The sequence below is a fragment of the Sutterella wadsworthensis 2_1_59BFAA genome (assembly GCF_000297775.1).
Taxonomy (GTDB): Bacteria; Pseudomonadota; Gammaproteobacteria; order Burkholderiales; family Burkholderiaceae_F; genus Sutterella; species Sutterella wadsworthensis_A.
Genome location: NZ_JH815513.1, coordinates 85,443 through 110,634, shown reverse-complemented (window position 1 = coordinate 110,634; position 25,192 = coordinate 85,443). Strand labels below are relative to the sequence as shown.

Annotated in this window: 21 protein-coding genes; 8 read left to right on the top strand and 13 right to left on the bottom strand. The window is 59.6% G+C overall.

Features of this window, described 5'->3' with window-relative positions; translation table 11 throughout:
• Positions 1-163 precede the first annotated feature (163 nt).
• The 3 genes from HMPREF9465_RS00450 to HMPREF9465_RS00440 form a co-directional block, all read right to left on the bottom strand.
• Positions 164-1,480, bottom strand: a complete 1,317-nt coding sequence (locus tag HMPREF9465_RS00450; RefSeq protein ID WP_005433045.1) for an IS110 family transposase — start codon at positions 1,478-1,480, stop codon at positions 164-166.
• A 279-nt stretch (positions 1,481-1,759) separates the two neighbouring features.
• Positions 1,760-3,013 (bottom strand): OmpP1/FadL family transporter, encoded by a 1,254-nt coding sequence (locus HMPREF9465_RS00445; RefSeq protein WP_005433042.1) that lies wholly within the window; start codon positions 3,011-3,013, stop codon positions 1,760-1,762.
• Between the two features lie 384 nt (positions 3,014-3,397).
• Positions 3,398-5,047 (bottom strand): Na/Pi cotransporter family protein, encoded by a 1,650-nt coding sequence (locus HMPREF9465_RS00440; RefSeq protein ID WP_005433040.1) that lies wholly within the window; start codon positions 5,045-5,047, stop codon positions 3,398-3,400.
• A gap of 178 nt (positions 5,048-5,225) precedes the next feature.
• On the opposite strand from HMPREF9465_RS00440, the gene ispF reads away from it, so the two are divergent.
• The gene (gene ispF, locus HMPREF9465_RS00435; protein WP_005433039.1) at positions 5,226-6,404 is read left to right on the top strand and encodes a 2-C-methyl-D-erythritol 2,4-cyclodiphosphate synthase; all 1,179 of its coding nucleotides are present in this window, start codon (positions 5,226-5,228) and stop codon (positions 6,402-6,404) included.
• Between the two features lie 89 nt (positions 6,405-6,493).
• Here the strand turns inward: ispF and HMPREF9465_RS00430 are convergent, their stop codons facing one another.
• On the bottom strand, positions 6,494-7,969 hold the full coding sequence (locus tag HMPREF9465_RS00430) for an ATP-binding protein (RefSeq protein ID WP_005433037.1): 1,476 nt from the start codon (positions 7,967-7,969) through the stop codon (positions 6,494-6,496).
• A 137-nt stretch (positions 7,970-8,106) separates the two neighbouring features.
• Positions 8,107-8,826 carry a two-component system response regulator OmpR gene (gene ompR / locus HMPREF9465_RS00425; RefSeq protein WP_005433035.1) on the bottom strand — a complete coding sequence of 240 codons (720 nt, stop codon included), beginning with the start codon at positions 8,824-8,826 and terminating at the stop codon, positions 8,107-8,109.
• 406 nt (positions 8,827-9,232) lie between these two features.
• Between ompR and HMPREF9465_RS00420 the strand changes: the two genes are divergently transcribed.
• From HMPREF9465_RS00420 to panF, 6 genes are all read left to right on the top strand, one after another.
• On the top strand, positions 9,233-9,676 hold the full coding sequence (locus tag HMPREF9465_RS00420) for a hypothetical protein (RefSeq protein WP_005433034.1): 444 nt from the start codon (positions 9,233-9,235) through the stop codon (positions 9,674-9,676).
• A gap of 218 nt (positions 9,677-9,894) precedes the next feature.
• Positions 9,895-10,620 (top strand): tRNA (adenosine(37)-N6)-threonylcarbamoyltransferase complex dimerization subunit type 1 TsaB, encoded by a 726-nt coding sequence (gene tsaB, locus HMPREF9465_RS00415; RefSeq protein ID WP_005433032.1) that lies wholly within the window; start codon positions 9,895-9,897, stop codon positions 10,618-10,620.
• On the top strand, positions 10,617-11,084 hold the full coding sequence (gene rimI, locus HMPREF9465_RS00410) for a ribosomal protein S18-alanine N-acetyltransferase (RefSeq protein WP_005433030.1): 468 nt from the start codon (positions 10,617-10,619) through the stop codon (positions 11,082-11,084). Before tsaB ends, rimI begins: the two co-directional genes overlap by 4 nt.
• Positions 11,078-12,028, top strand: a complete 951-nt coding sequence (locus HMPREF9465_RS13860; protein WP_005433028.1) for a uracil-DNA glycosylase — start codon at positions 11,078-11,080, stop codon at positions 12,026-12,028. The genes rimI and HMPREF9465_RS13860 overlap by 7 nt, the downstream gene beginning before the upstream one ends.
• Positions 12,029-12,118: 90 nt before the next feature.
• Complete coding sequence (locus HMPREF9465_RS00400) at positions 12,119-12,460, top strand: YhdT family protein (protein WP_005433026.1); 342 nt, start codon at positions 12,119-12,121, stop codon at positions 12,458-12,460.
• Positions 12,457-13,965 (top strand): sodium/pantothenate symporter, encoded by a 1,509-nt coding sequence (gene panF / locus HMPREF9465_RS00395; protein ID WP_005433024.1) that lies wholly within the window; start codon positions 12,457-12,459, stop codon positions 13,963-13,965. The genes HMPREF9465_RS00400 and panF overlap by 4 nt, the downstream gene beginning before the upstream one ends.
• Before the next feature lie 106 nt (positions 13,966-14,071).
• Here the strand turns inward: panF and HMPREF9465_RS00390 are convergent, their stop codons facing one another.
• Both HMPREF9465_RS00390 and HMPREF9465_RS00385 read right to left on the bottom strand, forming a co-directional pair.
• Positions 14,072-14,644, bottom strand: coding sequence for a flavin reductase family protein (locus HMPREF9465_RS00390; protein ID WP_005433022.1), 573 nt, complete (start codon positions 14,642-14,644; stop codon positions 14,072-14,074).
• A 101-nt stretch (positions 14,645-14,745) separates the two neighbouring features.
• Positions 14,746-15,387 (bottom strand): carbonic anhydrase, encoded by a 642-nt coding sequence (locus tag HMPREF9465_RS00385; protein ID WP_005433021.1) that lies wholly within the window; start codon positions 15,385-15,387, stop codon positions 14,746-14,748.
• 297 nt (positions 15,388-15,684) lie between these two features.
• Here HMPREF9465_RS00385 and HMPREF9465_RS00380 point away from each other — a divergent pair, with 297 nt between their 5' ends.
• Complete coding sequence (locus HMPREF9465_RS00380) at positions 15,685-16,434, top strand: basic amino acid ABC transporter substrate-binding protein (protein WP_005433018.1); 750 nt, start codon at positions 15,685-15,687, stop codon at positions 16,432-16,434.
• 111 nt (positions 16,435-16,545) lie between these two features.
• On the opposite strand, the gene HMPREF9465_RS00375 is transcribed toward HMPREF9465_RS00380, so the two are convergent.
• The 6 genes from HMPREF9465_RS00375 to kdpA are packed head-to-tail and all read right to left on the bottom strand — an operon-like array spanning position 16,546 to position 24,686.
• Positions 16,546-16,854: a type II toxin-antitoxin system HicB family antitoxin gene (locus tag HMPREF9465_RS00375; RefSeq protein WP_081579384.1), complete on the bottom strand. Its 309-nt coding sequence runs from the start codon at positions 16,852-16,854 to the stop codon at positions 16,546-16,548.
• Positions 16,855-16,899: 45 nt separating this feature from the next.
• Entirely contained in the window at positions 16,900-17,583 is a 684-nt protein-coding gene (locus tag HMPREF9465_RS00370; protein WP_005433014.1) for a response regulator, read from the bottom strand.
• Between the two features lie 17 nt (positions 17,584-17,600).
• Complete coding sequence (locus tag HMPREF9465_RS12620) at positions 17,601-20,291, bottom strand: sensor histidine kinase (RefSeq protein ID WP_005433013.1); 2,691 nt, start codon at positions 20,289-20,291, stop codon at positions 17,601-17,603.
• A gap of 10 nt (positions 20,292-20,301) precedes the next feature.
• Positions 20,302-20,901 carry a potassium-transporting ATPase subunit KdpC gene (gene kdpC, locus HMPREF9465_RS00360; RefSeq protein WP_005433011.1) on the bottom strand — a complete coding sequence of 200 codons (600 nt, stop codon included), beginning with the start codon at positions 20,899-20,901 and terminating at the stop codon, positions 20,302-20,304.
• 12 nt (positions 20,902-20,913) lie between these two features.
• Complete coding sequence (kdpB, locus tag HMPREF9465_RS00355; RefSeq protein WP_005433009.1) at positions 20,914-22,989, bottom strand: potassium-transporting ATPase subunit KdpB; 2,076 nt, start codon at positions 22,987-22,989, stop codon at positions 20,914-20,916.
• 20 nt (positions 22,990-23,009) lie between these two features.
• Positions 23,010-24,686, bottom strand: a complete 1,677-nt coding sequence (gene kdpA / locus HMPREF9465_RS00350) for a potassium-transporting ATPase subunit KdpA (protein WP_005433007.1) — start codon at positions 24,684-24,686, stop codon at positions 23,010-23,012.
• Positions 24,687-25,192 lie beyond the last annotated feature (506 nt).

Sequence of the window (25,192 nt, the reverse complement as noted above, 5' to 3'; positions counted from 1 at the left end):
CTTAGTATGAAAGCGGAAGCGCCGGAAACCAAAAAGAAAAAACACCCCCGGTAGGAATACTCGATTCCTATGTTGATGGGGCATTACTATGGACTCGCCCGGCCTGTGTCCCCGATTGTGTGTGCTGATTCAGGATTAAGGGCAACTCCAAGTATGAAGTGGCTTATGCCTTAGCGATTATCCATCCTCGAGCGGCTTTTTCCTTTTCGACGTCTGCAAGTGTCATCAGCCCATAACGCCTTAACGCGCGAATCCACCGAGGCCGGCGTTGACCATCCTGTTTAAAGACGCCTGTGTAATCGAACTCTTTGTCGATGTATGGTTTCTGATTCACAACCACCCAGTGGATCAGCAATGCCAGCTTGTGAGCTACTGCCATAACGGCCTTGCAGAATCCCTTGTGCTTCCACCCTCCGAATAGGACGGCAAGATGTGAGCCTTTGGTATGACACGCTGCTTGAGCGCATTCGGTAAGCACCTTTTTGATTAACCTTTGCCCATGAGGAGTCCTTCCGCTTTTGATTTGTCCGGCCGATTCGTTATTTCCCGGGCATACGCCCAGCCAACGAGCAAAAGCGTGTGGCGAGGAAAAATTTTCTACGAAGTCCGGTCCGATCATTGACATCAGCAACTGCGCAGATTTTTCACTGACGCCCGGGATAGTCGTCATTAGGCGAATGTTTTGTTTGACTTTCTCGCACTTCTTCAATTCACGGATGACCGTTTGTTCGAGAGTTTCGATTTCTTTGGTATGCGTCTCGATCAGTCTCAGGATTGATTGGACGATGTCCTTGTTAATTTGGGATAGTTCTCCGGAAACGGCATCCAGGATCTCCTCGATTGATTTTTTGCACAACGGATCAATCATGAGGGCGAGTTCTTCTCGGGGTGCATCTTCCAGAATGCCGGCGATGAGACTTTGGGAGGAAGCGCCGCCGATGTCGGCGAAAGCAACCGTAAATCTGAACCCGGAGTCATCCAGGACTTTCACAAGGCGATTTTTGAGGCGTTGACGTTCAGCAACAAGCGATTTGATTTGGGACTGAACCAATCTCAGCGAACGGTAAGGTTCTGCTGGAATAAACGAGGCTCGATAGAGGCCAAGGCGAGCAAGGTTGGCCAGCCATGTGGCATCACTTTTGTCGGTTTTGCGCTTGTCCGAACCACGATTAAAGATTCGCGGATTGATGAGGACTGGATGCAAATCAGCTTTTTCAAGATCACGGAAAGGCGCCTTCCAGAAAATGCCGGTGCTCTCCATAAGGATCAAGTCGGCGTTCTGTGAAGAGCACCATTCGGTAAGTCGTTGTCTACCGGAGTATGTGCCGGTGGATTCGAAGTATTCCTTTTCATGGACCTCGCGCCCTTTGGCGTCGTGCTGAACATGAACGGCGCAAGCGACCAGACGATTTTTGTGAACGTCCAGTCCTATCGTGCTGAAGTTGACGGTTGAGAGGTCATCGTTGCATTTGGCACGCATAACTGCCTCCGATGTATAGTTGAAGCATGGGGGGCAGTCTGCGAGTTAGTAGCCTATGAAGACTTTGTCAACAAGGTCTATTTAGTATTCGAGCAATGACGCTCAGACAGGGGATCGATACTCGCAGGCTCATTTTAGAAACGCGAAGGGATCGCACATCCAGCACCGAGCAACTACTGTCCCCCATAAGATTTTAGGGCGTACAACCGTGGTTGTACGCCCTAATTTAATTCCCCGCTTTCATGCGCAGGGGGGTGGCACTAAAGTGCTACACACCTCTTAGAACAGGTACTGCATCTGGGCGGAGAAGATGTAGGAGTCGAGCGACTTGAATTCGCCGGAGGCCTTCTCTTTGGCGGACACGAGTTCCTTGTCGCCGACGCCCTTGATGTAGGTGGCGCCGAAGTCGAACGTCAGGTTGTCCGTGTACTTGTAGGATGCGCCGCCTGAGAACCAGACGCGGTCGGTGTCGGGAATGACGGCCATGCGGTACTGGTTTTCAACGGGGCCCTGGTCGTAGGCCACGCCGCCGCGGACCGTCCACTGGCCGTTGAGCTTGTAGTCGGCGCCGACGGAGAAGAACCACGTGTCATCCCAATTGTTGGTGATGGTCGAATGGGTAGCCGCGATCTGATCGATCTCAGGCGCGGAGCCAAAGCCGCTGTTGTCAAGAGAGAGGGACTTGAAGTTCGACCACTTGGACCAGCGGGCCGTACCGGAGAGGCGGAGCGCGTCGGTGGCCTCCCACGTGGCGGAGAGCGTGATCGTGTCGGGCGTCTTGATGCGGACCTTCATGTCGCTGGTCAGAGAACCCATACCGTTGATGTCGAGAGTCGTGTGGCCGTCGGCGTTGTGCGCGATGTGAGAGCGATAGGCGAGGCCGACGCGGACGGTCTCGACAGGCTGGAACATCATGCCCACGTTCCAGCCCCAGGCCCAGCTGTCGCCCTTAACGTTGGCATGGGCTGCCGTCTTGAAACTCGGAACGTCGAAGCCGAAGCCGAGTTCGGCCTTGGCGTACTGGAGCGAGATGCCGCCGCCGACGCTGAGCTTGTCGTTGACCTTCCAGGCCAGATTCGGGTTGATGTCGAAGGTGAGGATCATGGACTCGGTGCCACGGTCCATGCCGCCCCAGTTTTCATCGAATTCGGTGCCCATGCCGTACGGGACGGTGAGGCCAAGGCCGGCCCAGAGGCTGTCGTTGATCTGGTGGGTGATGAAGCCGGCGGGAATGGTCTGGCCCTTGAGACGGCCGTTTTCCGTGACGGAGCCGTCACGGCTTTCGTAGTCAAGATTGACCGCAACCCAGGTACCCGTCGCCTGCATGCGCGTGCCGGAGAGAAGCGTCATGCCGGCGGGATTGTAGTGAACGGCGGAAAGGTCGTCACCCACGATGCCGGCGCCGGCCATGGCACGGCCCATCTGGATGGCGGACTGCTCGGAGAGCTGGAAGCCCGCGGCGTAGGTCTGGGTGGCAAAGGCGCCGGCAACCATCATCGCAGCGGCGGCAATCTTGAAAGTCGGGTTCTTCAACGGAAAACTCCTGTCAATTGAAAGTCTGAGCGAGGCGTCCCGCGACGGGCGCCGTCGAAAAAATGAATTGAGGGAATTTTGAAGAATCAAAGGACCGAAAACGAATCATTTTTCAAAGGGTTAACCCCAAGTGATGGGCGGCTTAATCCGCGCGGATGATGTTCGCTGAAGTGAATGAAATCGTGTAAATCCCTGTGTTCCAATTGAATGCAAGGGGAAAGCGTCTCGATAAGCCTTCCCCGAAGGGGCGGCATGGTAATCCGAAATACTTTGAAAATGGTCCGAAATGGGCCCGAAACGGGCCCGAAGATCCTCGGAAAATGGGTGCAAAAATGGCCCGGCTTCAATGAAGACCGGGCCATTGGACGGGGATTCGAGCGGGTGTCAGCCCTGAGGTTCGGGATCGTTGGGAGTGCCGTAGTCCATGGAGGCGGCCGAACCGATGATGCCGACGACGCGGTTGAAGAGCGACTGCAGCTCGAGGTGCAGGGCGGAGGTGTCGATGGCGCCCGACAGACCGCGGGAGACGCGCTCCATGTGGCGCAGCGTCAGCTCGTAGCTGTCGCGCAGGATCGCCTCGCGCTCGTTGTTGAGCGTGTTGCAGAGGGCGCGGCGCTTCTCAAGGTCCTTCTCGGCGAGAATCATGGCAAGCTGCTCGAGGCAGACGCCGACCCGGTGATGCAGGGCCTGAAGCTCCTTGAGGCCGTCGGGCGTGAACGAGCGGTTCTTGCGGCACTTCTCGTTCATGATGACCGTGATGATGCGGTCGATCGTGTTGAGGGCGACCTTGATGCTGCCGTTGGCGTTTTTGAGGTACTGCCACTCGATCGCCTCGGCCGTGGTGAGCTGGCCGCGCATGACGAGCCCGAGGTAGCGTGTCATCGTGCTCGTGCGCTGGTTGATGTAGTTGCCGCGATCATGCAGGATGAGGATCTCGCCGTCGGCGGGATTGATGCGGAGCATGATTTCGATGTCGTGCCAGAAGTTGCGGACGTCGCCCGTTATGCGCTGCAGCTCCGTGCGCGCAACGTTGAGGGACATGCCGCTCGAGATCAGGTTTTCCTTCGCGAAGAGGTCTGCGGCCTCGCCGCCCGTCTTGGCATCAGCCTTCTTTTCGGGGATGATGCGGTCGGCAATCCTTGCGAAGGGTTTGATGATGAAGAGGCCCGTGCCCGAGATGATCAGGTTGAGCGTGACGTGGAAGTAGATGACGCTGTCGGGGATCGTGCCGAAGCCCTCGGCGATGAAGGGGCACGTTGCGAGCAGCAGGGCCGTGAACGAAAGCGTCACGGTGCGCCACATCGTGTTGGCGACCGGACCGCGGCGGCCGATGCGCGAGGCGGTCATCGTGGTCATGAGCGCAAGGATCGTGCTTTCGATGTCCGCGCCGAGCGCCACCCAGAGGCCCGTGGAGACGGGGATGACGCCTGCGGTGACGAGGCCTGAGGTGATGATCACGGCGGCAAGGCTCGAGAAGCAGCCGAAGCCGAGGCACAGGCCGAGTAGTACGGCGAGGATCGGCGAGTGGGAGATCTCGAGGAAGAGAGGCGCGAGCTCCGTGCTCGTGCGCAGCGGCATCGTGGCGGCCACGATGAGGCTGAGTGCAAGCATGATGATGCCCAGGCCGATCAGGATGCGGCCGAACTGGCCCTGACGCGTGTCCGCCTTGCGCATGAAGAAGAGGCAGGTGCCGATGAAAATCAAGAGCGGCGACAGGAACGAAAGGTCGAAGGTGAGCACGCGGGTCATCAGGGCCGAACCGAAGTCGGCGCCGAGAATCGTCGCGAAGGCCATGTTGGTGGTGAGAAAGCCTTCGGCCTGAATGCTCGCCACGATGAGCGTGGCGGCGGTGGAGCTCTGGAGAAGCGATGCGAGCGTCGTGCCCGACGCCATGGCGATGGCCCGGTTCTTGAGTCGGACGGAGAGGAAGTCCTTGAGGGCCACGCCGAAGGTGCGGAGCATCCCGGTCTTGACCATGTAGGCTCCCCAGAGCAGGAGGGCGATGCCCCCGGCCATGTGGATGAGCGACTGCATAAAAGCCTCCCTCCGTGGAAAAATGTGTTGAAAATAGGCGGATGTCTTTCGATATTAGCGGAAGGTCCGTTCAAAGTGCTCTTCCTGCGGGAAAACGCTTTGTAGCTAAGCCTCGGTACAATGTGCCCATCAGGGTCTGCCGCGCCTGCGGAGGCCACGGGACAAGAAGGAGAAACGGATGAGTGAAGCCACGAAGGTGGTCGGGCTCGTGTGCGCGGCCGGCGTCGGCAGCCGCATGGGGCTCGGATCTCCCAAGCAGTACATGAAGTTCGGCTCGGAGGCGATGCTCGTGCACACGGTGCGCGCCCTTCGAGCCGTCGAGCGCATGGGCGAGATCGTCGTGGTCGTGAGCCCGACGGATCCCTACATCGACGACGTGGCGCGTCACTTTCCTGAAAACGTCAGGGTGCTGCGCTGCGGCGGCAGGGAGCGTGCGGAGTCGGTCGTCAACGGCCTTCTCAACGCAGGGTTCGACAGGGACGCGTGGGTGCTCGTGCATGATGCGGCGAGACCCTGCCTGAAGCCGAGCGAGGCCGCCCGCCTCATCGACGAGGTGCTCGCCGACGGCGGTGTCTCGGGCGGCATCCTCGCCGTACCCGTCGCCGACACGATCAAGCGTGCGGACAAGAGCCGCATGATCCTCGAGACGGTGCCGCGCTCGGATCTGTGGCGCGCGGCCACCCCGCAGATGTTCCGCGTGCACGACCTCGTCGAGGCGCTTTCGGGCGACCTCGCGGGGATCACCGATGAGGCGAGCGCCATGGAGAGGCTCGGCCGTCCCGTCAGGATCGTGCCGGGACGCACTACCAACATCAAGGTGACCGAACCCGCCGACGGCGTGCTCGCGAGCCTCATCTTAGGAGACGGCGCCGTGGTGCCCTTCCGAGTAGGTCAGGGATACGACTCCCATCGATTGGTCGAAGGCCGTCCGCTCATTCTGGGCGGCGTGCAGATTCCGTTTGAACTCGGCCTTGACGGCCACTCGGACGCCGACGTGCTCCTGCACGCCGTGACCGACGCCGTGCTCGGCGCTGCCGCCCTCGGCGACATCGGACAGCACTTCCCGCCCTCGGATCCGAAGTGGAAGGGCGCGGACAGCCGCGTGCTCCTCAGGGCCGTCGTGGCGCTCGCAAGACAGAAGGGCTGGACCGTCGTCAACTGCGACGCGACGATCGTGGCCGAACGCCCGAAGATCGGCCCCCACATGCCCGCCATCAGGGCCTCGCTCGCCGAGACGCTTGGCGTCTCCGAAGAGGTGGTCAACGTCAAGGCGAAGACCAATGAGAGGATGGACGCCGTCGGACGCATGGAGGGCATGATGGCTCAGGCCGTCGTGCTGATGAGCAGGATGGCTTGAGGCGAATCTGAAGCCCGTTCCAACAGGGAAAGGGGCCGCTCGTGAGAGCGACCCCTTCGTGTTTCAGGTGCTTTCAGCTTGTTCCTGCATCACGCCTTCGGGTCTTCGTCGACGTGATCGGCGGGGGCTGCGGGCTGGTTCTTCTGGAATTCCTTGAGCATCTTCTTCTCAAGCTTCTCCTGTTCGCGGGCCCGCTTCTCCTCCTTGGCTTTGATGGCGGCGGGATCGGCGGCGGGGAAGCCTACGCGCACCAGAAGGCCGTGCGGATCCATGCTGTCGAGCTGCACGCTGCCGCTCGAGCGGCGGACGATGCGGTCGACGATGGCGAGGCCGAGGCCCGTGCCCGTCACGCCGCTTCGCGCGCTTTCGCCGCGCTCGAAGGGTCGCATGACGCGCTCGCGCTGGTCTTCAGGAAGGCCCGCGCCCTCGTCGCCGACGGTGAGCATGGCGTTCTTGCCGTTGTCGGTCAGGCCCGTCGTAATGTGGAGCCTGAGGATGCCGTCCTCGCTGCGGCCGTAGCGCATCGCGTTCGTGAAGAGGTTCTGCACGGCGCGGGAGAGCTCGAGCGGGTGAGCAACGATGAAGACGTTGGGCGCGATGTGGCTCGTGATCTTGACGGTCGAGTCGCTCGCAAGCCTGGCGTTGGACATGGCGTTCTGAACGGCCTCGCCCAGGTTGACGAGCTCCTGCTCCTCATGGCTGTGACGCGCGTAGGAGAGGAACTGGTTGACGATGTTCTCCATCTGCTCAAGGTCGCTCACCATGGCGGTGCGGGAGTCCTCGGGCAGGTCGGCGAGCTCGACCTCGAGGCGCAGGCGCGTGATCGGCGTGCGAAGGTCGTGGCTCACGCCCGCGAGAAGCAGCTCGCGGTCGGCCTCCATGCGGCGCAGGTCCTGCACCATGCGGTTGAAGCTCATGTTTACGGCCTGGATCTCGGCCGTGCCCGCATCCTCAGGAAGAGGATCGGGGACCTTGCCCTGACCGAGCTGCGCGGCCACCTGCGAGAGCTTGGCAAGCGGATCGATCACGTGCCGGGTGAGGAGCGTGGCGCCGAAGAGGCTGGCAAGACAGGCAGCGAGCGCCCACCAGAGCCAGGCGGTGCCGAGCGGCGGATTGAGGATGCCGCTGTCGGTCTGCATCCAGTAGGCGTCGCCGTCGATGTCGACCGAGACCCAGAGGCCCGAGACGCCGTTGACGCTCGAGGCGAGGATCGTGTCCTGGCCGAGCTGGTGCTTGACGAGCTGCTCGATGAGGCCGTTGAAGCCGTCGCCCGAGAGGACGACGACCTTGTCGGTCGCATCGCGCGGCGAGAGAAGAAGGCCTTCGCGGGCGGCAAGAAGCTTCAGCAGGTCGACGCGAAAGAGCGGGTCGGCCGTCACGAGCGCGTACTTCGTCAGGTTTGCGGTCGAGACGATGTGCTGCGCGACGCCCTGCGAGTAGGGAAGTTCGGAGAGCACGCGGAAGCTCTGCAGCCAGCCGACGACGCTGAAGAAGATGAGGCCGCACAGCAGAATGAAGGTGCGCCAGAAGAGGCTCGGGCGATGGTTGCTGCGTAGGGAAAGCATGAGTGTGTCCGGCAGGTGTGGGTTGAAACCGTTTGGTGAAAGTGTAGTGGTTCTGTACTGCGGAAAAAGCTCCCGCCGCTTGTGGCGGACGGGAGCTTTCAGAATTTCTCAGAACTGGCCTGATGCGGTCCCGGCGATCAGCTGTGGCCGTCGGGGATGAAGACGTAGCCGAGGCCCCAGACCGTCTGCAGGTAGCGCGGCTTGGAGGGATCGGGTTCGATCAGCTTGCGAAGGCGGGAAACCTGCACGTCGAGCGAGCGGTCGAAGGCCTCGTATTCGCGGCCGCGGGCCATTTCCATCAGCTTGTCGCGGGAGAGCGGCTGGCGCGGATGGCGGGCGAAGGCCTTGAGGACGGCGAACTCGCCGGTCGTGAGCGGCTGCACCTCGCCGTTCTTCTTGAGTACGCGGGTGCCGAGGTCAAGCTCGAACTCGCCGAAGCGGACCGTCTCGTTTTCCAGCGAGGGAGCGCCCGGGGCGTCGCCCGCCGGACGGCGGCGGAGCACCGCATGGATGCGGGCAAGCAGTTCGCGCGGGTTGAAGGGTTTGGCGATGTAGTCGTCGGCGCCGAGCTCAAGACCGACGATGCGGTCGACGTCCTCGCCGCGGGCGGTGAGCATGATGACGGGCGTCATGTCCTTGGCGGCGCGAAGGCGGCGCAGAATCTGAAGGCCGTCCTCACCCGGCATCATCAGGTCGAGAATGAGGGCGTCGAAGTGCTCGCGAACCCAGAGGCGGCTCATCGCGGCGCCGTTTTCGCTCACGAATACCTGGAAGCCGTTTTCGCCGAGATAGCGGCGCAGAAGGTCGCGAAGTCGGGGATCGTCGTCAACAACGAGAATTTTGGGATTGCGTTCCACGGTGGTTCTCCGGAATCAGCGTCCGTTGCAAATCGGAATTTCGGGCGGGATTGCCGCGAAAGCCGTGTCGGACAGTAAGCCGTGCCTTTTGGACACTCTTTTGCATGACCCCATTGTCGCCTGTTACAAATGCCTCGTGGAAGGAAAACAAAATCGTGTTACAAAATCAGCCTCTTGTTAACAGGTCCTAAATCATGGTTTCTGCCTAGAAGAGCGGCGAACTGTATATTGACGGTGCGGGGTCGGGAGACGGTCGGGCCCGGTGGTTCGAACCCATCCCGCGAACATGGTTGGGGATAACCCTTGTGCGCCAAATGGCGGGCTGTCCCTGAACGACAACGGCGCAGGCGTTTTGAGGCGAAGGCCGGAAAATTCGTCTGCAGATTTCATGACGGGAAGCTAGCTTATGAGAAACAGCGCCATCATCGTGCTCTGCTGCCTCGGATGCAGTTCGGCGGCCGCCATGCCCGGGGCCGAGCCCGCTGCGGGTCTCGGGGACCACTGTCAGGAGGTCGAGGCGCCATGCATCCGCCAGTGGACCGAGATGTCCGCGAGCGAGCGTGCGCACCTGTGGCCCTATCTCGACGAGGTTTCCCGCGCCATGCACTGGCGCAGCATGAGCACCCGCGAGCGCAGCGACATGCGCAGGGAAATGTCCGCAGCCGACCGCGACAAGCTCAGAAAGCGCTTCTGCAGCGAGCAGGCGGGGGCCGTGATGTCGAAGGAGACGCGCAAGCTGCGTCGCGACGAACGTCAGCTCCTTCGTCAGCAGATCACGGAATTCCACGTTCAGCTCACGGGCAGCGGCGAAGGCCGCGCGGCCTATGCGGCCGGCGCCTCGGCCCGATAGACGTTCGGACGGCAAGCCGTACGCAGGGGCGGCCGGAGATTCGATCACAGCAAGCCAAACAAGGCAAAACGGTCGTTCATCCGCAGGGGTGGACGGCCTTTTTCGTGCCTCCGAGGGGCGCCGGAGGCTCGATGGTATAATGATCAAATTCATTGTGGGACGCCGATTTCGGGCGTTCGGAGGCCTTTTCGAGGCCTGCAGAAAACAACTGGACGGTCATGCCTTCATTCATTCTTGCTCTTGATACGGCGCACCAGCGGTGCAGCGCGGCCCTTCTGAGTCGCGACGGCGAAGTTTCGGCCTGGAAGTCCGAGACGGTCGGCAACAAGCATGCCGAGCGCATCCTCGCCATGATCGACGAGCTCCTCGCCGAATGCGGCGCGGAAAAGAAGGACATCGCGCTCACGGCCTTCGGTGCAGGCCCCGGCAGCTTCACGGGCCTTCGCGTCGCCTGCGGCGTCGCTCAGGGCATCGCCTGGGCGCTCAGGACCGACGTGGCCGCCGTGTGCAATCTCGAGGCCGACGCGCTTGCGGCGGCCGAGGCCGCGCAGCTCGCGCCCGGCACGCGCCTTGCCGTCATGAACGACGCCCGCATGCAGGAGGCCTATTCCGCCCTTTATGAGGTGGTCGAGGGCCCGAGAGGCGTGCGCGAGGTGCTTGCGCCGCAACTCGTCAAGCCCGCCGATGCGCGCCGCTGGCTTGAGGAGGCGAAGGTCGATGCGCTCTGCGGCTCCGCCGCCGGCGTCTATGCCGAGGCGTTCAACCTCCCCGAAGGCTTCCCCGTTCACGAAATTCCCGAAGACATGGTGATGCGCATCGCGCGTCTCGGCCTCGCAGACGAGGCTGAGGGCCGTACGATGATCCCCGCGCTTGCCTCTCCGCTCTACGTGCGCGACCGTGTTGCGCTCACGATGCAGGAGCGTGCGAGGGGAGAGCGCCTGTGACGGACGGACTCCGCTTCAGGTCCGTGAGGCATGGCGACGAGGAGGTCCTCGCCGCCCTCGAGGCGATGGTGGAGCCGACCCCCTGGACGGTGGGCGACTTTGCCGACGTGCTCAGGAACGGCTGGTTCTGCGACGTGCTCGAGCTCGATGACGGCTCGATCGGCGCGTGGGCCGTCGTGATGCCGGTGCTTGACGAGGCGGAGCTTCTTACGATTGGCGTTCGTCCCGACTTGCAGGGCAGGGGGCTTGGCCGCGCCATGCTCGACAGGATGACGGATGCGATGCGCACCCGGAAGTGCACGCGCTGCCACCTCGAGGTGCGCGAATCGAACGAGCGTGCGATCCGTCTTTACGAAACCTCGGGTTTCGTGCGCGTGGGTCTTCGCAAGAACTACTACCGCACGGCCGAAGGCCGCGAGCATGCGGTCCTGATGACGCTTGAATTCGGAGGTGAGGCATGCTGAGCGCCGCCGACAGCCTGATGTGGGACGCCCTCGAGATCGGTCCGCAGTGGATTCTGCGCGAGACCGAAGACGTGACGCTTGCCGAAACCGCGCTTCGCGCCGAGCTCAGGCAGCCCGCACCGGCCGTTCGCTCCGCCGCGCCCGCTGCTCCTTCGAGGCCTGCGCCGCGTCCCGCCGCACGATCCACCGCACTGCCGCCGGGAATGCCTCCCGAGTTCGCGCCCCGTCCCGCACCCGCGAGACCCGCCCCCGTCGTTCGTCCCGTCGCCGAACCGATTTCAAGCGCCCCGCAGGCGCCCGCACTCGTGCTTCCGCCCGAAGTTGTCGCCGCCTGTGAAAAGGCTGACTGGGCGACGCTTGAAGGGCTTGCAGGCGCATGCACCTGTTGCTCGATGGCCAAAAGCCGCCAGCACGTCGTCTTCGCCGAAGGCGGTCCCGGGATGCGCATTGCGCTCGTGGGCGAGGCGCCCGGCAGCGAGGAGGACCTTCAGGGCATTCCGTTCGTCGGCAAGTCGGGCCAGCTGCTCACGCAGATGCTCGAGAGTATCGGCATCGAGCGCCGCCGCGACATCGCGATCATGAACGTGCTCAAGTGCCGCCCGCCGGGAAACCGCAATCCCGCGCCCGCCGAGGTGGCCTGCTGCGCAACCTATCTGCGCAGGCAGCTTCTTCTCGTTCGCCCCGACGTGCTTCTCATCATGGGACGCTTCGCCATGCAGACGCTGCTCGGTCTGGGACCCGACGCTTCGATCGGCAGCCAGCGAGGACGTGTGCACGACGTGACGATCGGCGACTTCGACACGAAGGCCGTCGTCAGCTATCATCCGTCCTACCTGCTTCGAGCTCCCGATGAAAAGGCCAAGGCCTGGGAGGATCTGACGCTCTTCAGGCGTCTGATCCGCGAAGCGGGCATCAAACTCGCTCCCGTCCATCACACACACTGACAACAAGGATGGGGTGTTTCCCCAATGGCGCAAAGACGCCGAAGAAGCCGTCGTCATCCTCATGGGCGAGGGCCGGAGGTAACATCGTCAATGACGAACAACAACGAGGTCCGGGACGCCGTGTCGCCGGACCGCACTCTCTATGACCGCGCACTTCGCGCTTCGGGGCGCGAGGCGGCGGCCACGCTCGCCGCCGCGGCCTTCACGATGGCGTACTTCTGGGCGGCGGTGTGGCTCCTTGAGGATTCGGATATGACGATCCTCTCCATGCCCGTCTGGTTCATGGCATCCTGCGTCGGCGGCTATTTCGTCAGCGTCGCGGCCGTCTGGGTGCTCGTGAAGCGCTGTTTCACCGACATCGACCTTGATGAAGCCGCCCGCGGCTACTCGGCGGGGAACCTTGAGAAGGCCGGCGGGGAGGATCAGTCGTGACGAACACCTTCCTGATTCTCCTTCCGATCGCGCTCTTTCTCGTCATGCTCATGGGGCTTTCGCTCTGGGCCGAGCGCGCGGGTCGCCGCAACCGCTTTGCAGGCGAATACTTCCTCGGCGACCGCAGCCTCAAGGGCTTCGTGCTCGCCATGACGCTCGTTGCGACCTACGGATCCGTCTCCTCCTTCGTTTCGGGGCCCGGCCTTGCCTGGCAACTCGGCCTCGGCTGGGTGGTCTTCGCCGCGCCGCAGATCATCGCGGGCTTTCTGATTCTCGGCGTGGCCGGCAAGAAGATGGCCGTCGTCTCGCGCGCCGCGGGGGCGCTGACCGTCATCGACATGATCCGCGCACGTTACGGCGACGGCCGGGGCGGACGGACGCTTGCGGCGCTGCTCGCAGTGCTGATGCTCGTCTTCTTCACGACGATGATGATCGGTCAGTTCATCGGCGGCGCACAGATCTTCTCGAAGGCCGCGGGCGTGAGCTACGGCTGGGGGCTCGTGCTCTTCGGCGCCGTCACCGTGCTCTACACGGCCTTCGGCGGCTTCAGGGCCGTGGCCGTTACCGACACGGCCTGCGCCGTTCTGATGCTCGTGGGCATGGGCGCGCTCGGCTGGAACATCCTCGAGACGGGCGGCGGACTCGCCCAGGTGATGGCGAACGTCGCCGCAGCAGCTCCCCGCGGGGCGGGCAGTGAGGGCGTGCTGCTCTCGCCCACCTCGGGCGGCGCGCTAGCAACGTCGCTGCTTTTGTCCGCATGGGTGCTCGTGGGCTTCGGCACGCTCGGGTTGCCCCAGTCGGCCGTGCGCTGCATGAGCTACCGCCGCTCCTCCGACCTGCATCAGGCCATGATCGTCTCGACCGTCGTCTGTGGGGCGCTCATGATCGGCATGACCGTGATGGGCGTCTTTGCCCGAGGCATGCTCGACGTGCCTCTCTCCGAGATGGGCGGCACGACGGACGCCGTGATGCCTTACCTGATCGCCAACTACATGGATCCCGTAACGGCGGGCGTGACGCTCATCGGCCCTCTGGCCGCCACGATGTCGACGGTGAGTTCGCTTCTTCTCGCGGCCGCCTCCGCCATCATGAAGGACCTCGTGCTCTTTCACCGCCCAGAGGCGGGCCGCAACGAGGCCAGGCTTCGCATGACGACGAGGCTCATGACGGGGGCGCTCGGACTCCTTGCGCTGATTCTGGCGCTCGAGCCTCTTGACGTCATCGCCTGGATCAATCTCTTTGCGTTCGGCGGCCTTGAACTCGCCTTCCTGATGCCGCTGATCGGCGGTCTTTTCTGGCGCGGCGCAACGGCAGGAGGTGCACTTGTTTCCGTTGCGGGCAGCATCGCCTTCTATCTCGCCGTCACGATCTTCAAGATTCCGATGGGAGGCGCGCATGCCATCGCACCCTGCATGGTCGTGGCGGCCGTGCTCTTCGTTGCTGGCTCAAGGCTGACGCCCGCATCTCCCGTGAAGGCGATCGACCTCTTCTTCCCGAGGCGATGACGGGCGGAAGGGCTTTGCCCCAATAGGGAGAAATGCAAAAGGAGTTGGGCACTGGCTCAACTCCTTTTTTGATTTCCGGGCTTTCAGCAAAAAGCCGCATCTTGACTCAGGCGGAGGCCGGAACTTCAAGCGCGTCGCCAATGGTGTAGAAATGGCCGCCGGCCACGTAGTGCAGCGTTCGCAAGTCGTCGGGAGCCTCTTCGAAGTTCCAACGGCCGTTGACGAAGACGCGATCGTCGGCAAAGGCGGCGACGGCTTCACCAATGAACAGATCGTAGGCTTCCTGGTTGTGCAACTCGGGCACGACGCGGAAGACGATCCAGGCGGCACAGCCTTCGAGCAAGGGCATGTCATATTCGGGAAGCGTCACGAGACAAGTACCGCATTCCTCAAGCTTGCGCGGATTGTCGTTCTTGCTGACCGTACCGAGATTCATGACGATCGGAGCGATGGCTGCAGTTGGAATCATCAGAGCGAAAAAACCGCTTTTTTCGATGAGCTTGCGGGTGTAGTGGCTCTTGTCGATGACGACTGTGGCCTTGCACGGCGTCAGGTCGAGAGCTGTAGCCCAGGCGGCGGCCATGATGTCTGCGTCGCCCTCGTGAGCCGCGCTCACGAGCGTCGTGGCGCCGATGTTCAAAAGTCTATATGCGCGGTCTAGATCGATTGGCTTGATCATGATGTGAAATGTTTCCCGTTGTTGGAGTCTGGAAGCTAGGAGTTCAGTCGGAGAGAATTCGCGGTGCGAGGGCCGGGCGCGGAAAAGTCTGCGCAGCTTGTTCAGAGCTCGGAGAGCTTGGTTGCCTCGAAGTCCTCCGCTTCGGCATTCCAGACGTACATGGTACCGCTGGCAAGGTCGTAGTAGAGGGCGTGGAGTGCGAGCGTGCCTGCATCGACGCGGGACTTGACCCAGTCGTAGGAGAGCAGGCTGTCGATGGACTGCAGTACGGTGCCTTCCTCACAGCGTCGTGCGCGGACGTCGGCGGGTTCGTCGGGATCCTCATGCTCGAGTTCTTCGAGGACGGGATGGGCGAGGCAGAGCCAGCGAGAGATGTAGGGCTCCTTCGAGACGACTTCAGGGTGCAGGAGGCCGTGAATGCCGCCGCAGTTCGAGTGTCCCATGACGATGATGTTGCGCACGTCGAGGTGCTTCACGGCGTATTCGACGGCGGAGACGACCGCATCATGTTCGCCTGCCTTCTCGACATCGGGAACGATCGCGGCAATGCTTCGGGCGACGAAGAGGTCGCCCGGACGGCACCCCATCAGAATGGCGGGGTCGACGCGCGAGTCGCAGCAGGCTACGACGAGCGTCTTCGGACTCTGGCCGTGGACGAGGCTGCTGAAGAATTCGCGCTCGCGGAGGAAGTAGTCTTCCTTGAAGTTGTGGAAGCCCTGAATCAGTTCGTGAAAATTCTGCATGGCTGGTGCACTGAATGAGGTGACGACTATCTTACGCCTCGCGGCCTCAGGACGCCAAGCCGCCCCCCTGATATGAATCCAATGGATACTGCAGGGCGCGGTTGATCGCGGCGAACCGTGCTACGTGCAATCGCCTAGGTCTGATGGCCTAGTTCTGTCACAAGGGAAATTCAGGCGGATACACTCATTCCTGTCGAGCGGCCGACGGGCCGCTTGTGACGCCCGGCGGGAGCCGGACGCGACAATTCGATCAACACCGGAAAAATCCAGTAGAACACAGGAAAAGGAACCTTCGGTATGAACATGAAGAAGCTCGTCGCAGCGGCTGCGCTCGCTCTTATGGTTGTCGGCACTCAGGCCGGAGCCGAAACACTGCGCGTCGGCAGTGAAACCGTCTATCCTCCTTTCGAATTCCTCGACTCCAACTCAGGCAAGTACGTCGGCTTCGACATCGATCTGATCGACGAGGTGGCCAAGCGCGCCGGGTTCGAACCCCAGATTCTCTCCATGGGGCTTGACGGCCTCATTCCCGCCCTGATGTCGGGATCCATCGACGTGGCGGTCTCCGCCCTCACGATTACGCCGGAGCGTGCCGCCAAGGTCGACTTCACGAAGCCGTACTATGAATCTGGGCTTTCCATCATGGCCCGCAAGGACGATGCTTCCATCAAGGGCGTGAAGGATCTGGAGAACAAGGTGCTCTGCGCTGAAATCGGTTCCTCAGGCTCCGTCTTCATGTCTAAGATCAAGGGCGCCAAAATCCGCACCTTCAATTCGGCGGGTGAGGCCTTCCTCGAGCTCAACAACAAGGGGTGCGAGGCCATCGTCAACGACAAGCCCGTCAACGAGTACTTCCTGACTCAGAAGGCCTCCGCCAACTTCAACCTGCGCGAAGTGCCCGGTGTCCTGAAGGCGGAAAACTACGGCTTTGCCATCCGCAAGGGCGACGACAAGCTGCGCGCCCGTCTTGACAAGGCCCTCGACGAAATCCGCGCCGATGGCACCTACGACAAGATCTACGCCAAGTGGTTCGGCGGCAACAAGTGAGAGCCACTCACACGCTCTGAGTAGAGGAATCCTTCCGTAGTTCAGTCGCTGTGGAAGGTTTCGAGAATAGACGAGGAAAAACAAAAGGCTCCCGGAAGTCGGGAGCCTTTTTCAGTCCTTCAGGGAAAAAATAGTCTTTGCGAGGTTGGCTGCCAAAGAGTCAAGACGGCGAAGAGCGAGAGAGGGAAGGCAGATGTTCAGGCGCTCAGTCTTGTCAGACAGCTTGGACATGTCGATGTCGACAAGCATCCATGCGCAGTCCTGATGATCTTTGTTCTGCAGATGTTTTTCGATGTCGCTTGGCAACGGAATGGCTCTGCCGTCGTCAAGCTCGCCCTCCATCCAGCCGGATGCGGCGTCTCGAACCATGGCTTCTTCAAGGGCAGAAATTGCCGAGCTAACGCTCGGCCCGCTATCCATCCCCACCCAACGCTTCGCATTGGATGGGGAATTCCGCGGAAGTTGTTAAACTTTAAGCCGATAGCCAACACCCGTTTCCGTCATGAAGTATAGAGGTTCGGTCGGGTTACTCTCGAGCTTCTGACGCAGTCGTGCCATGTATAAACGAAGGTAGTGCGGACGTTCTACATACGCAGCCCCCCAGACATCGGCGAGGAGCTGTCGGTGCGTGAGTACGCGTCCTCTACCGGCAATGAGTACGCAGAGCAGTCTAAATTCGAGCTTGGTGAGATGAACTTCATCCTTGCCCTTGAGCACAACGCCGCGTGCCTGATCAACAGTTACGTCACCGAATGTAAATACGGCATTGCGGCAACCATCGCCAGCCGCGCGCCGCAAGTGTGCGCGCACCCGGGCGAGCAATTCCATCATGCTGAAGGGTTTGGAGATGTAGTCATCAGCGCCAAGGTCAAGCGCTTCGACTTTGGCGTCGTCGCCCGAGCGCGCCGAGAGAATGATGATCGGTACGCTACTGTAGGAGCGGAGCGTACGAATGAGATCAGTGCCGTCTCCGTCTGGTAATCCAAGGTCAAGAATCAGAAGCTCGGGAGAGCGTGTTGCCGCTTCGACTCGTCCCTGCACAAGCGAGTTGGCTCGAAAGACTTCGTATCCGGCGTCTTCCAGACTCGATTTGATAACTCGGGCAATGTAATCTTCGTCTTCAACAAACAAAATTCGGGGCTTGGGCATCACGGACTCCGATGGTTTTACAGCAGGGAGGAGGCATCAAGTTTGGCAAGAATGGCGTCCTCGTCTTCCATATCCGGCGGCTCCACCAAAGGAAGCATCAGCAAAAAACTGGCTCCGCCCATGGGCGAAGGAAGTGCCAGAAGATCGGCGTTGTGAGCACGCGCGATCGAGCGACAGATGGCAAGTCCAAGTCCCACGCCGGCTATCTTGCTTTCTTTTTGCCCTCTGCGGAACGGATCAAAAAGTTTTTGCGGATCACCTGCCGGAAGTCCGGGACCATTATCGTGCACGGCCAACATGATGGTTGAAGCACGCCTTGCGACTTCCACGAGGATTCGACTGCCGAACGGACAGTATTTGACGGCATTGTCAATGAGATTGTAAAGAAGTCGTTCCAAAAGCACTTGATCCCCATAGAGCAAGGGAATATCGGGTTGAAGTCGAATGTCGAGATGGAAGTCCCGAAGTCGTTCTTTGAGAAGACCGATGCTTCCGGCTACTAGTTCATCCGCAGGGAAAAAAGTCATATTGGGTTTGAAGCTCCCGCTCTGAAGCTTAGCCATGTCGAGCATGTTATTCACCATGCGGGACATGCCTTCCGATGACTTGATGAGCTGAATGGTCTCGTCAAACGCACGGTCCGTATCCTTGTTCTTCAAATGTTCGAGGACGCTTTCGGCGCCAAGCGCGAGCGTTGTAAGCGGCGTTTTCAAATCGTGTGAGAGCGAACGGACAAGGGTGTGCCGCAGGCGTTCGTTTTCGAGATTTGTCAGGGATTTTCTCGCTTCGTCCTGATTGCAGAGACGTTCGAGGGCTTGTCCCAGCAATGTGAGAAGTGCCTCAATCAGACGTCTGGAAAGAGCATCCGTCCACTGATCTGGGCTGTTAAGGCGGCAGACAGCGACAGCAATGACGTCTCCGGTGGATCCCACCAGCGGAATATAAAGGTATTCAGCCTCGCTCAACGTTGTGGTGGCACATCCTGTCGGGCGATGGTGATCGACGGCCAACTGCATGAGGGCGGGATCGGCATTCGCCAAGGCATGGTTCATGCGAATGAACCCATTGGTCGAGTCAGGCTCCCAAATTTCAAGCGCAATATCCAGTCGCGTCGTCATGACTTCATGAGCCTCTCGATAGAGCGACTCGCGATCCATGAAGCCGGCAAAGGAACGGGCGGTTTCGTAAAGCAGGCTCATTTGAGCCTCGCGTTCACGTGATTCTCGGGCGATCGTCTCACTTTTAGCGACAAGTCGGGCGGACACGATGCCGACAGTGAGCATGACAAAGAAGGTAAAGAGGTACTGTAGATCAGAAACAGCAAACGATCCCAAAGGCGCGACCGCCACCAGGTCAAAGCAGACGATCGACAGAACGACTGCGAATGCGGCGGGACGCATGCCGTAACGGATGGCGACCAAGAAAGAAACGAGCAGATAACACATCGCAAAGTTGGTCGGCTGAATCCATGGCATCAACCACGAAAAGAGGCCGGCCAAGAGTACGTTGGAAACGGCGGAAACAACATAGCCGGAGTAATTGACGTCGTCTGCATCCGTTCGAAAAGCGCTTGTGAGTGAATCCCAAATAGATGGCTTCTCGGTGTTGCTCGAGAGAATAACAAACGTGATTTTGGGGGCGACATGTCTCAACAAATGACGACGCCGCATGGTGGCGAGCAGTCCCATGTCAGCAATTGCGATCATGGAGAGATTGTGCTCCCGCACATAAGCGGACACTTCGGCTGCAAAGCTGCCGCTCGTCATGGCCGTCACGGCACCCAGACTTTCCGCAAAGGCGAGCGTTTCGGCAACTCTGCACCGGTGTTCACGGGATTCTCCCGGCTTGCCGAGCCAAAGGACATGCCAATCGCCAGAGAAATTCCGAGCCAGTCGGCTTGCTTCTCGAATCACCTCCTGTACGTCTGGACGCTCGACGACCAGCACGAACCCCGTAACAGCATCGCGAACCGCAGGATCCGCAGAGAGAGTACGGTGCTCTCTGACTTCGCTCTCCAGCCTTTCAGCCATCAGGCGAAGGGATAGTTCACGAAGGGCTATGAGATTGGATTTTCTGAAGAAGTGATTTTTGGCGCGTTCGATGAAGCCCGGAAGATAAATTTTCCCCGCCTCAAGGCGACGCAGCAAATCGTCCGGTGGAAGATCGACAAGGCGCACCTCATCGGCTTCGTCGAAGAAGCGGTCCGGGATGGTTTCCTTTACCGCTACGCCCGTCATGGCTCCAACCATGTCGTTGAGACTTTCGAGATGCTGGATGTTCATCGCACTATAGACATCGATCCCGACATCGAGAATGTCTTCAATGTCCTGCCAACGTTTCGGATGACGAGATCCGGGCGGATTGCTGTGAGGAAGCTCGTCGATCACGACAAGCGCAGGCCTGCGGCGGATGACGGCATCAATATCGAACGCCTCCGCAAGAAATGCCCCACGGCGAACATTGGCGCGTGCAAGGACGTCGAGACCGTTCAAAAGCGCCTCGGTATCTCGACGGCCGTGTGTATCGACCCAGCCGATGAGAACATCAAGTCCTTCGCGGCGTTTTTCATGCGCCTCGGTCAGCATGGCATACGTTTTACCAACACCGGGAGCCGCCCCGAGAAAGAGTTTCAGGCGGCCCCTGATGCGTTGTTGTCCGACCTTGAGAAGGCTGTCTGGGTCGGGGCGTCGGTCTTCGTCAGAGTGCATGGAGGATAGGTTAAGAGGCCTTGCGCAAGAGGGATTGTACGCCGATGTTGAGGTTAAGAACATTGACGTAGTGGTGTCGTCCGAAAAGCCCGGATTCGTCATGCTCCTCAATAAGTGCCGTAAGGGCGGCTTCGGAGAGCCCCGTCCGCCGCGCCACAACGGGCACCTGATAGAGAGCGGCCGCGCGGCTGATGTGCGGGTCAAGGCCGGACCCCGATGTCGTCACAAGGTCCCCCGGGACAGGCGTTGTATCACCTCGAAGAGTCTGCCATGCTTTGACGCGGGATTGCACGTCGTTGATGAGCTTCGGATTCGTCGGACCCAGATTGGACGCACCGCTCGAAGCTCCGTCGTAGGCAACGGCCGAGGGACGGGTTTGGAAAAAGGGCGTCTTTGTCCAATCCTGTCCGATCAAGCTGGATCCGACAACACGTCCGTCATGGAACACGAGGGACCCGGAGGCTTGATCGCGCATCATCGTTTGGGCAATACCGGTCGTAAGTGCCGGATAAAGGAGGCCAGTGACCGCGGTCAAGAAGACGAAGGCGACGGATGTCTCGAGGAGACTTTTGCGAAGACCGACAGATGCGGTCGTGTAAGAGGTGGACATATTCACTATTTCTTAAAAAACGTTGATCACCATGTCAATCAGCTTGATCCCAGCAAAGGGAATAATGACGCCGCCGAGGCCGTATACCAGCAGATTGTGCTTAAGAAGACGAGCGGCTGACCAAGCCTTGTAGTGCACTCCTTTAAGGGCAATTGGAATCAGGGCAACGATAATGAGGGCATTGAAGATGACCGCCGAGAGCATGGCCGATTCCGGCGTTTCAAGCCCCGTGACATTGAGAACCGAAAGAGAGGGATAGGTTGACGAAAAAGCGGCGGGAATGATGGCGAAGTATTTGGCAACATCATTGGCAAGCGAAAAGGTTGTGAGTGCCCCACGCGTCATGAGCATCTGCTTTCCAATGCGGACGATGTCGATGAGCTTTGTGGGACTCGAATCGAGATCGACCATGTTCGCAGCATCCTTGGCGGCCTGCGTGCCGCTGTTCATGGCAACGGCTACGTCGGCCTGAGCCAAGGCGGGAGCATCATTGGTGCCGTCACCCGTCATGGCAACGAGATGGCCGTTTGCCTGTTGATCGCGAATGAATCGCAGCTTGCTTTCCGGTGTGGCTTTGGCAACGAAGTCGTCGACACCGGCCTCGGCAGCAATGGCTGCGGCAGTAAGCGGATTGTCGCCGGTGACCATGATGGTTTTAATGCCCATTTCACGCAGTTCGGCAAAGCGTTGTGCAATACCCGGTTTGACGATGTCCTTGAGTTCTATCACGCCGAGAGGGCTTCCATTTTCTGCAACCATGAGCGCGGTGGCGCCACGGCTCGATACGGCATCGGCCTGACGCTTCAGTTGTGGCACAACAGCGTGCCCCGTATCCTTGGCCCAACGGACAACGGCATCCGTTGCCCCTTTTCGGATCTGACGCGATCCAAGGTTGACGCCCGACATACGGCTCTGGGCTGTAAACGGTATGAAGGTGGCGTCTTCAGCTGCACCCAGAGACGAAAGTGAAGGTTCTTCCTTCAATGCGAGTTCGACAATGGATTTTCCTTCAGGCGTGTCGTCGGCAAGGCTTGAAAGGAGCGCAGCTTCACGAAGAGCTTCAACCGTGATGCCTGGCGCCGGATGGAAAGCGCTTGCGCGTCGATTGCCGAATGTGATCGTACCAGTCTTGTCGAGAAGAAGGACGTCAACGTCACCAGCCGCCTCAACAGCACGGCCCGAACGCGCAATGACGTTGGCGCTCATGAGACGACTCATGCCCGCAATTCCGATCGCGGATAACAATCCCCCGATCGTAGTGGGGATGAGGCAGACGAGCAGTGCAATCAGCATGGCGGGCGTCACGACTTCTCCGGTACCGTTCGCGTTGACGCTGTAAACGGAAGCCGGAAGCATGACGGCCACGACAATAAGAAACAGAACGGAGAGCGCGAGGAGCAGAATGGTGAGTGCCACTTCGTTGGGCGTACGCTTGCGTGCTGCACCTTCGACCATGGCGATCATGCGGTCAATAAAGCTGTCGCCTGGATCACTTTCGACTCGAACAACGATCCAATCCGACAACACGGTCGTCCCACCGGTAACCGAGGAAAAGTCCCCGCCCGACTCGCGAACGACAGGAGCGGACTCGCCGGTAATGGCCGATTCATTGACACTCGCGATGCCACGCACCACTTCTCCGTCGCAGGGAATGATTTCACCGGCCTTCACAAGAACGATGTCCCCCTTTCGCAGCTGAGTGGCATCCACAATAATGCCTTCAGTAGTGTCATTCCAGAGGTCGGGCTTCGAAGGGATGCGGCATGCTGGCGTGGCCGTTTTAAGCCCCCTCAGTGCGTTTGCCTGAGCCTTCGCCCGGCCTTCAGCCAGACTTTCTGCAAAATTGGCAAAAAGCACCGTAAACCATAGCCACACCGTGAGCCAACCCAGAAAAGAGGTTTGTCTCGCGGCGGTTCCATGGAGAAGATCAGAGATGAAAAGGGCGCCGGTGAAAATACTCCCCAGATATACGATGAGCATCACCGGATTTTTGGCTTGCGCTTTCGGAGAGAGCTTCTTCAGGCTCTCCTTCGCGGCTTCCCGGATCAGGTTTCCGGAAAGGAGCGGTTCGTTTTTCTTTAATGTCATGATTAAATTCTTGTTTGGCGTTAGAGAAGGGACAGCATTTCAGCTACGGGTCCCAATGCCAGAACTGGCAGGTAAGTAAGCGCACCGACAAGAAGCACAACGCCGATGAGGAGGCCTGCAAACAGATGGCTGGCCGTGTCCAATGTGCCCTTGCCGGACGGGACATGACGCTCCCGGGCGAGTGTGCCGGCTAGCGCAAGCGTAAGGACGATCACTATGAAGCGTCCGAGCCACATCGCAATCGCAAGCCCGATGTTGTAGAAGGCGGTGTTCGCATTCAAACCCGCGAATGCCGAGCCGTTGTTGTTGGCAGCGGATGTCCATGCGTAGAGAATTTCGGAAAGGCCGTGAGCACCGGGGTTGTTGAGGCTTTCTAGAGCCCCCGGCAACATGAGATTGATGCCGGTACCGGCGAGAACGATGAAGGGAACGGTCAACATCGTCAGCGCAGCCAGCTTCATTTCCTTCGGCGTTATCTTTTTACCGAGATATTCCGGCGTGCGTCCCACCATCAGGCTGGCGATGAAGACCGCGATGACAGCCATGACGATCATGCCGTAAAAGCCCGCACCGACACCGCCGAAAACGACTTCACCCAACTGCATGAGTACCATCGTCACCATGCCTGAAAGCGGCATGAGGCTGTCATGCATCACCGCGACCGCACCGCAGGATGCAGACGTCGTCACGGTGGAAAAGAGTGACAGGGCACCTAGATCAAACCGCGCATCCTTCCCTTCCCAACTCAAGCCTTCCGCGCCGATGGCCTGCAAAAGCGGATTCCCTGTTGATTCGGTATAGACGAAAGCGGTAAAGGCGAGCACAAACAAGGCGCCCATTACTTGCCAAAGCATCCAACCCTCACGTTGATGACCGACCATGCGGCCAAAGGCATAAGTGAGACCGGTCGGAATGGCGAAAATGGCAAGCGCTTCTAAAAAGTTAGTTAAGGGGGTCGGATTTTCAAAGGGATGAGCGGAGTTGACGTTGAAGAACCCGCCGCCGTTCGTCCCAAGGAGCTTGACGGCTTCCTGAGAGGCAACCGGTCCCATGGCAATCGACTGGCTATCACCCGCAAGTGTAGTCACCGTCAAGTAGTCTGACATGTTCTGAATGACGCCTTGACTCACGAGAAAAAGAGCGTACGTCAGGCACATCGGCAGAAGCACCCAGAGCGTGATTCGAATCACGTCATGGGCAAAGCAGCCGATCGTTGAGGACTCATGTCGCGAAAAGCCGCGCATGAGCGCGAAGGCAACAGCAATGCCGGTGGCGGCGGACAGGAAATTTTGTACCCCCATGCCCAACATTTGAGTCAAGTAGCTCATCGTCATTTCGCCGCCGTAGCTTTGCCAATTTGTGTTCGTGACAAAACTCACGGCAGTGTTGAATGCCTGATCGGGGGCGACTCCTTCGAAGCCCTGCGGATTAAGCGGCAACCAACCTTGAATACGCTGCAGGACATATAGAAAAATGAGTCCCAGTGTATTGAAGGTAAGAAGCGAAACGGCATAACGTTGCCACGATTCCTCACGTCCACTGGGTGCGAGAACGGAAATAAGGCGTCTGTCGATTGCATCGACAACAGCGGGAGCGCGGCCTTGAGCAATCGGCGTCAACCATAGCCCGATGGGCTTGGTGATGATGAGCAGCACGATGGCGAAGACGGCAAGGGTATAAAAAGTATTGGATGTCATGATGGGTCAGTCACGCGCGTAGGAGTTCGACAATGAGCCAGACAACCAACGCAAGGGATGTGCCGACAAACAAATAGTCAATGGGAGACATGAGGCGGTTCTCATTGATGATTAAAGAAACTGCTCAACAGTCGGACGAGGAGATAGGGCACTGAGGCCAGTGCGATGGCGAACGCGATCATAAACAGGTCATCTGTCATGGGACTCTCTCTATTGATGAGTGAATATGGACGACGGGCACAAGTTTCCAGTCGCCACAACTTTCAGGATATCTGCAAGATCGTTTACGCCGTGTATAGATGTGGGGGGGAGCGTATATAAAAGTTGAAAAAATCATCCGCGACTCCCTCTCTGCTAGAGAAAGATCAGTACGCCCCCTAAACACCAACTTTCACAACAATTTGTCGGAGTTCATTCCTGTCGAGCGGCCGACGGGCCGCTTGTGACGCCCGGCGGGAGCCGGACGCGACAATTCGATCAACACCGGAAAAATCCAGTAGAACACA

What these genes read in the sequence shown, in the direction of transcription:
- kdpB (WP_005433009.1), bottom strand. Translation starts at nt 22,989, where the DNA reads ATGACATTAAAGAAAAACGAACCGCTCCTTTCCGGAAACCTGATCCGG.
- HMPREF9465_RS00440 (WP_005433040.1), bottom strand. Translation starts at nt 5,047, where the DNA reads ATGCAGTCGCTCATCCACATGGCCGGGGGCATCGCCCTCCTGCTCTGG.
- HMPREF9465_RS00400 (WP_005433026.1), top strand. Translation starts at nt 12,119, where the DNA reads ATGACGAACAACAACGAGGTCCGGGACGCCGTGTCGCCGGACCGCACT.
- HMPREF9465_RS00390 (WP_005433022.1), bottom strand. Translation starts at nt 14,644, where the DNA reads ATGATCAAGCCAATCGATCTAGACCGCGCATATAGACTTTTGAACATC.
- HMPREF9465_RS00370 (WP_005433014.1), bottom strand. Translation starts at nt 17,583, where the DNA reads ATGCCCAAGCCCCGAATTTTGTTTGTTGAAGACGAAGATTACATTGCC.
- HMPREF9465_RS00450 (WP_005433045.1), bottom strand. Translation starts at nt 1,480, where the DNA reads ATGCGTGCCAAATGCAACGATGACCTCTCAACCGTCAACTTCAGCACG.
- kdpA (WP_005433007.1), bottom strand. Translation starts at nt 24,686, where the DNA reads ATGACATCCAATACTTTTTATACCCTTGCCGTCTTCGCCATCGTGCTG.
- HMPREF9465_RS00380 (WP_005433018.1), top strand. Translation starts at nt 15,685, where the DNA reads ATGAACATGAAGAAGCTCGTCGCAGCGGCTGCGCTCGCTCTTATGGTT.
- HMPREF9465_RS00385 (WP_005433021.1), bottom strand. Translation starts at nt 15,387, where the DNA reads ATGCAGAATTTTCACGAACTGATTCAGGGCTTCCACAACTTCAAGGAA.
- HMPREF9465_RS00430 (WP_005433037.1), bottom strand. Translation starts at nt 7,969, where the DNA reads ATGCTTTCCCTACGCAGCAACCATCGCCCGAGCCTCTTCTGGCGCACC.
- HMPREF9465_RS00420 (WP_005433034.1), top strand. Translation starts at nt 9,233, where the DNA reads ATGAGAAACAGCGCCATCATCGTGCTCTGCTGCCTCGGATGCAGTTCG.
- HMPREF9465_RS12620 (WP_005433013.1), bottom strand. Translation starts at nt 20,291, where the DNA reads ATGCACTCTGACGAAGACCGACGCCCCGACCCAGACAGCCTTCTCAAG.
- kdpC (WP_005433011.1), bottom strand. Translation starts at nt 20,901, where the DNA reads ATGTCCACCTCTTACACGACCGCATCTGTCGGTCTTCGCAAAAGTCTC.
- HMPREF9465_RS13860 (WP_005433028.1), top strand. Translation starts at nt 11,078, where the DNA reads ATGCTGAGCGCCGCCGACAGCCTGATGTGGGACGCCCTCGAGATCGGT.
- tsaB (WP_005433032.1), top strand. Translation starts at nt 9,895, where the DNA reads ATGCCTTCATTCATTCTTGCTCTTGATACGGCGCACCAGCGGTGCAGC.
- ispF (WP_005433039.1), top strand. Translation starts at nt 5,226, where the DNA reads ATGAGTGAAGCCACGAAGGTGGTCGGGCTCGTGTGCGCGGCCGGCGTC.
- HMPREF9465_RS00375 (WP_081579384.1), bottom strand. Translation starts at nt 16,854, where the DNA reads ATGGATAGCGGGCCGAGCGTTAGCTCGGCAATTTCTGCCCTTGAAGAA.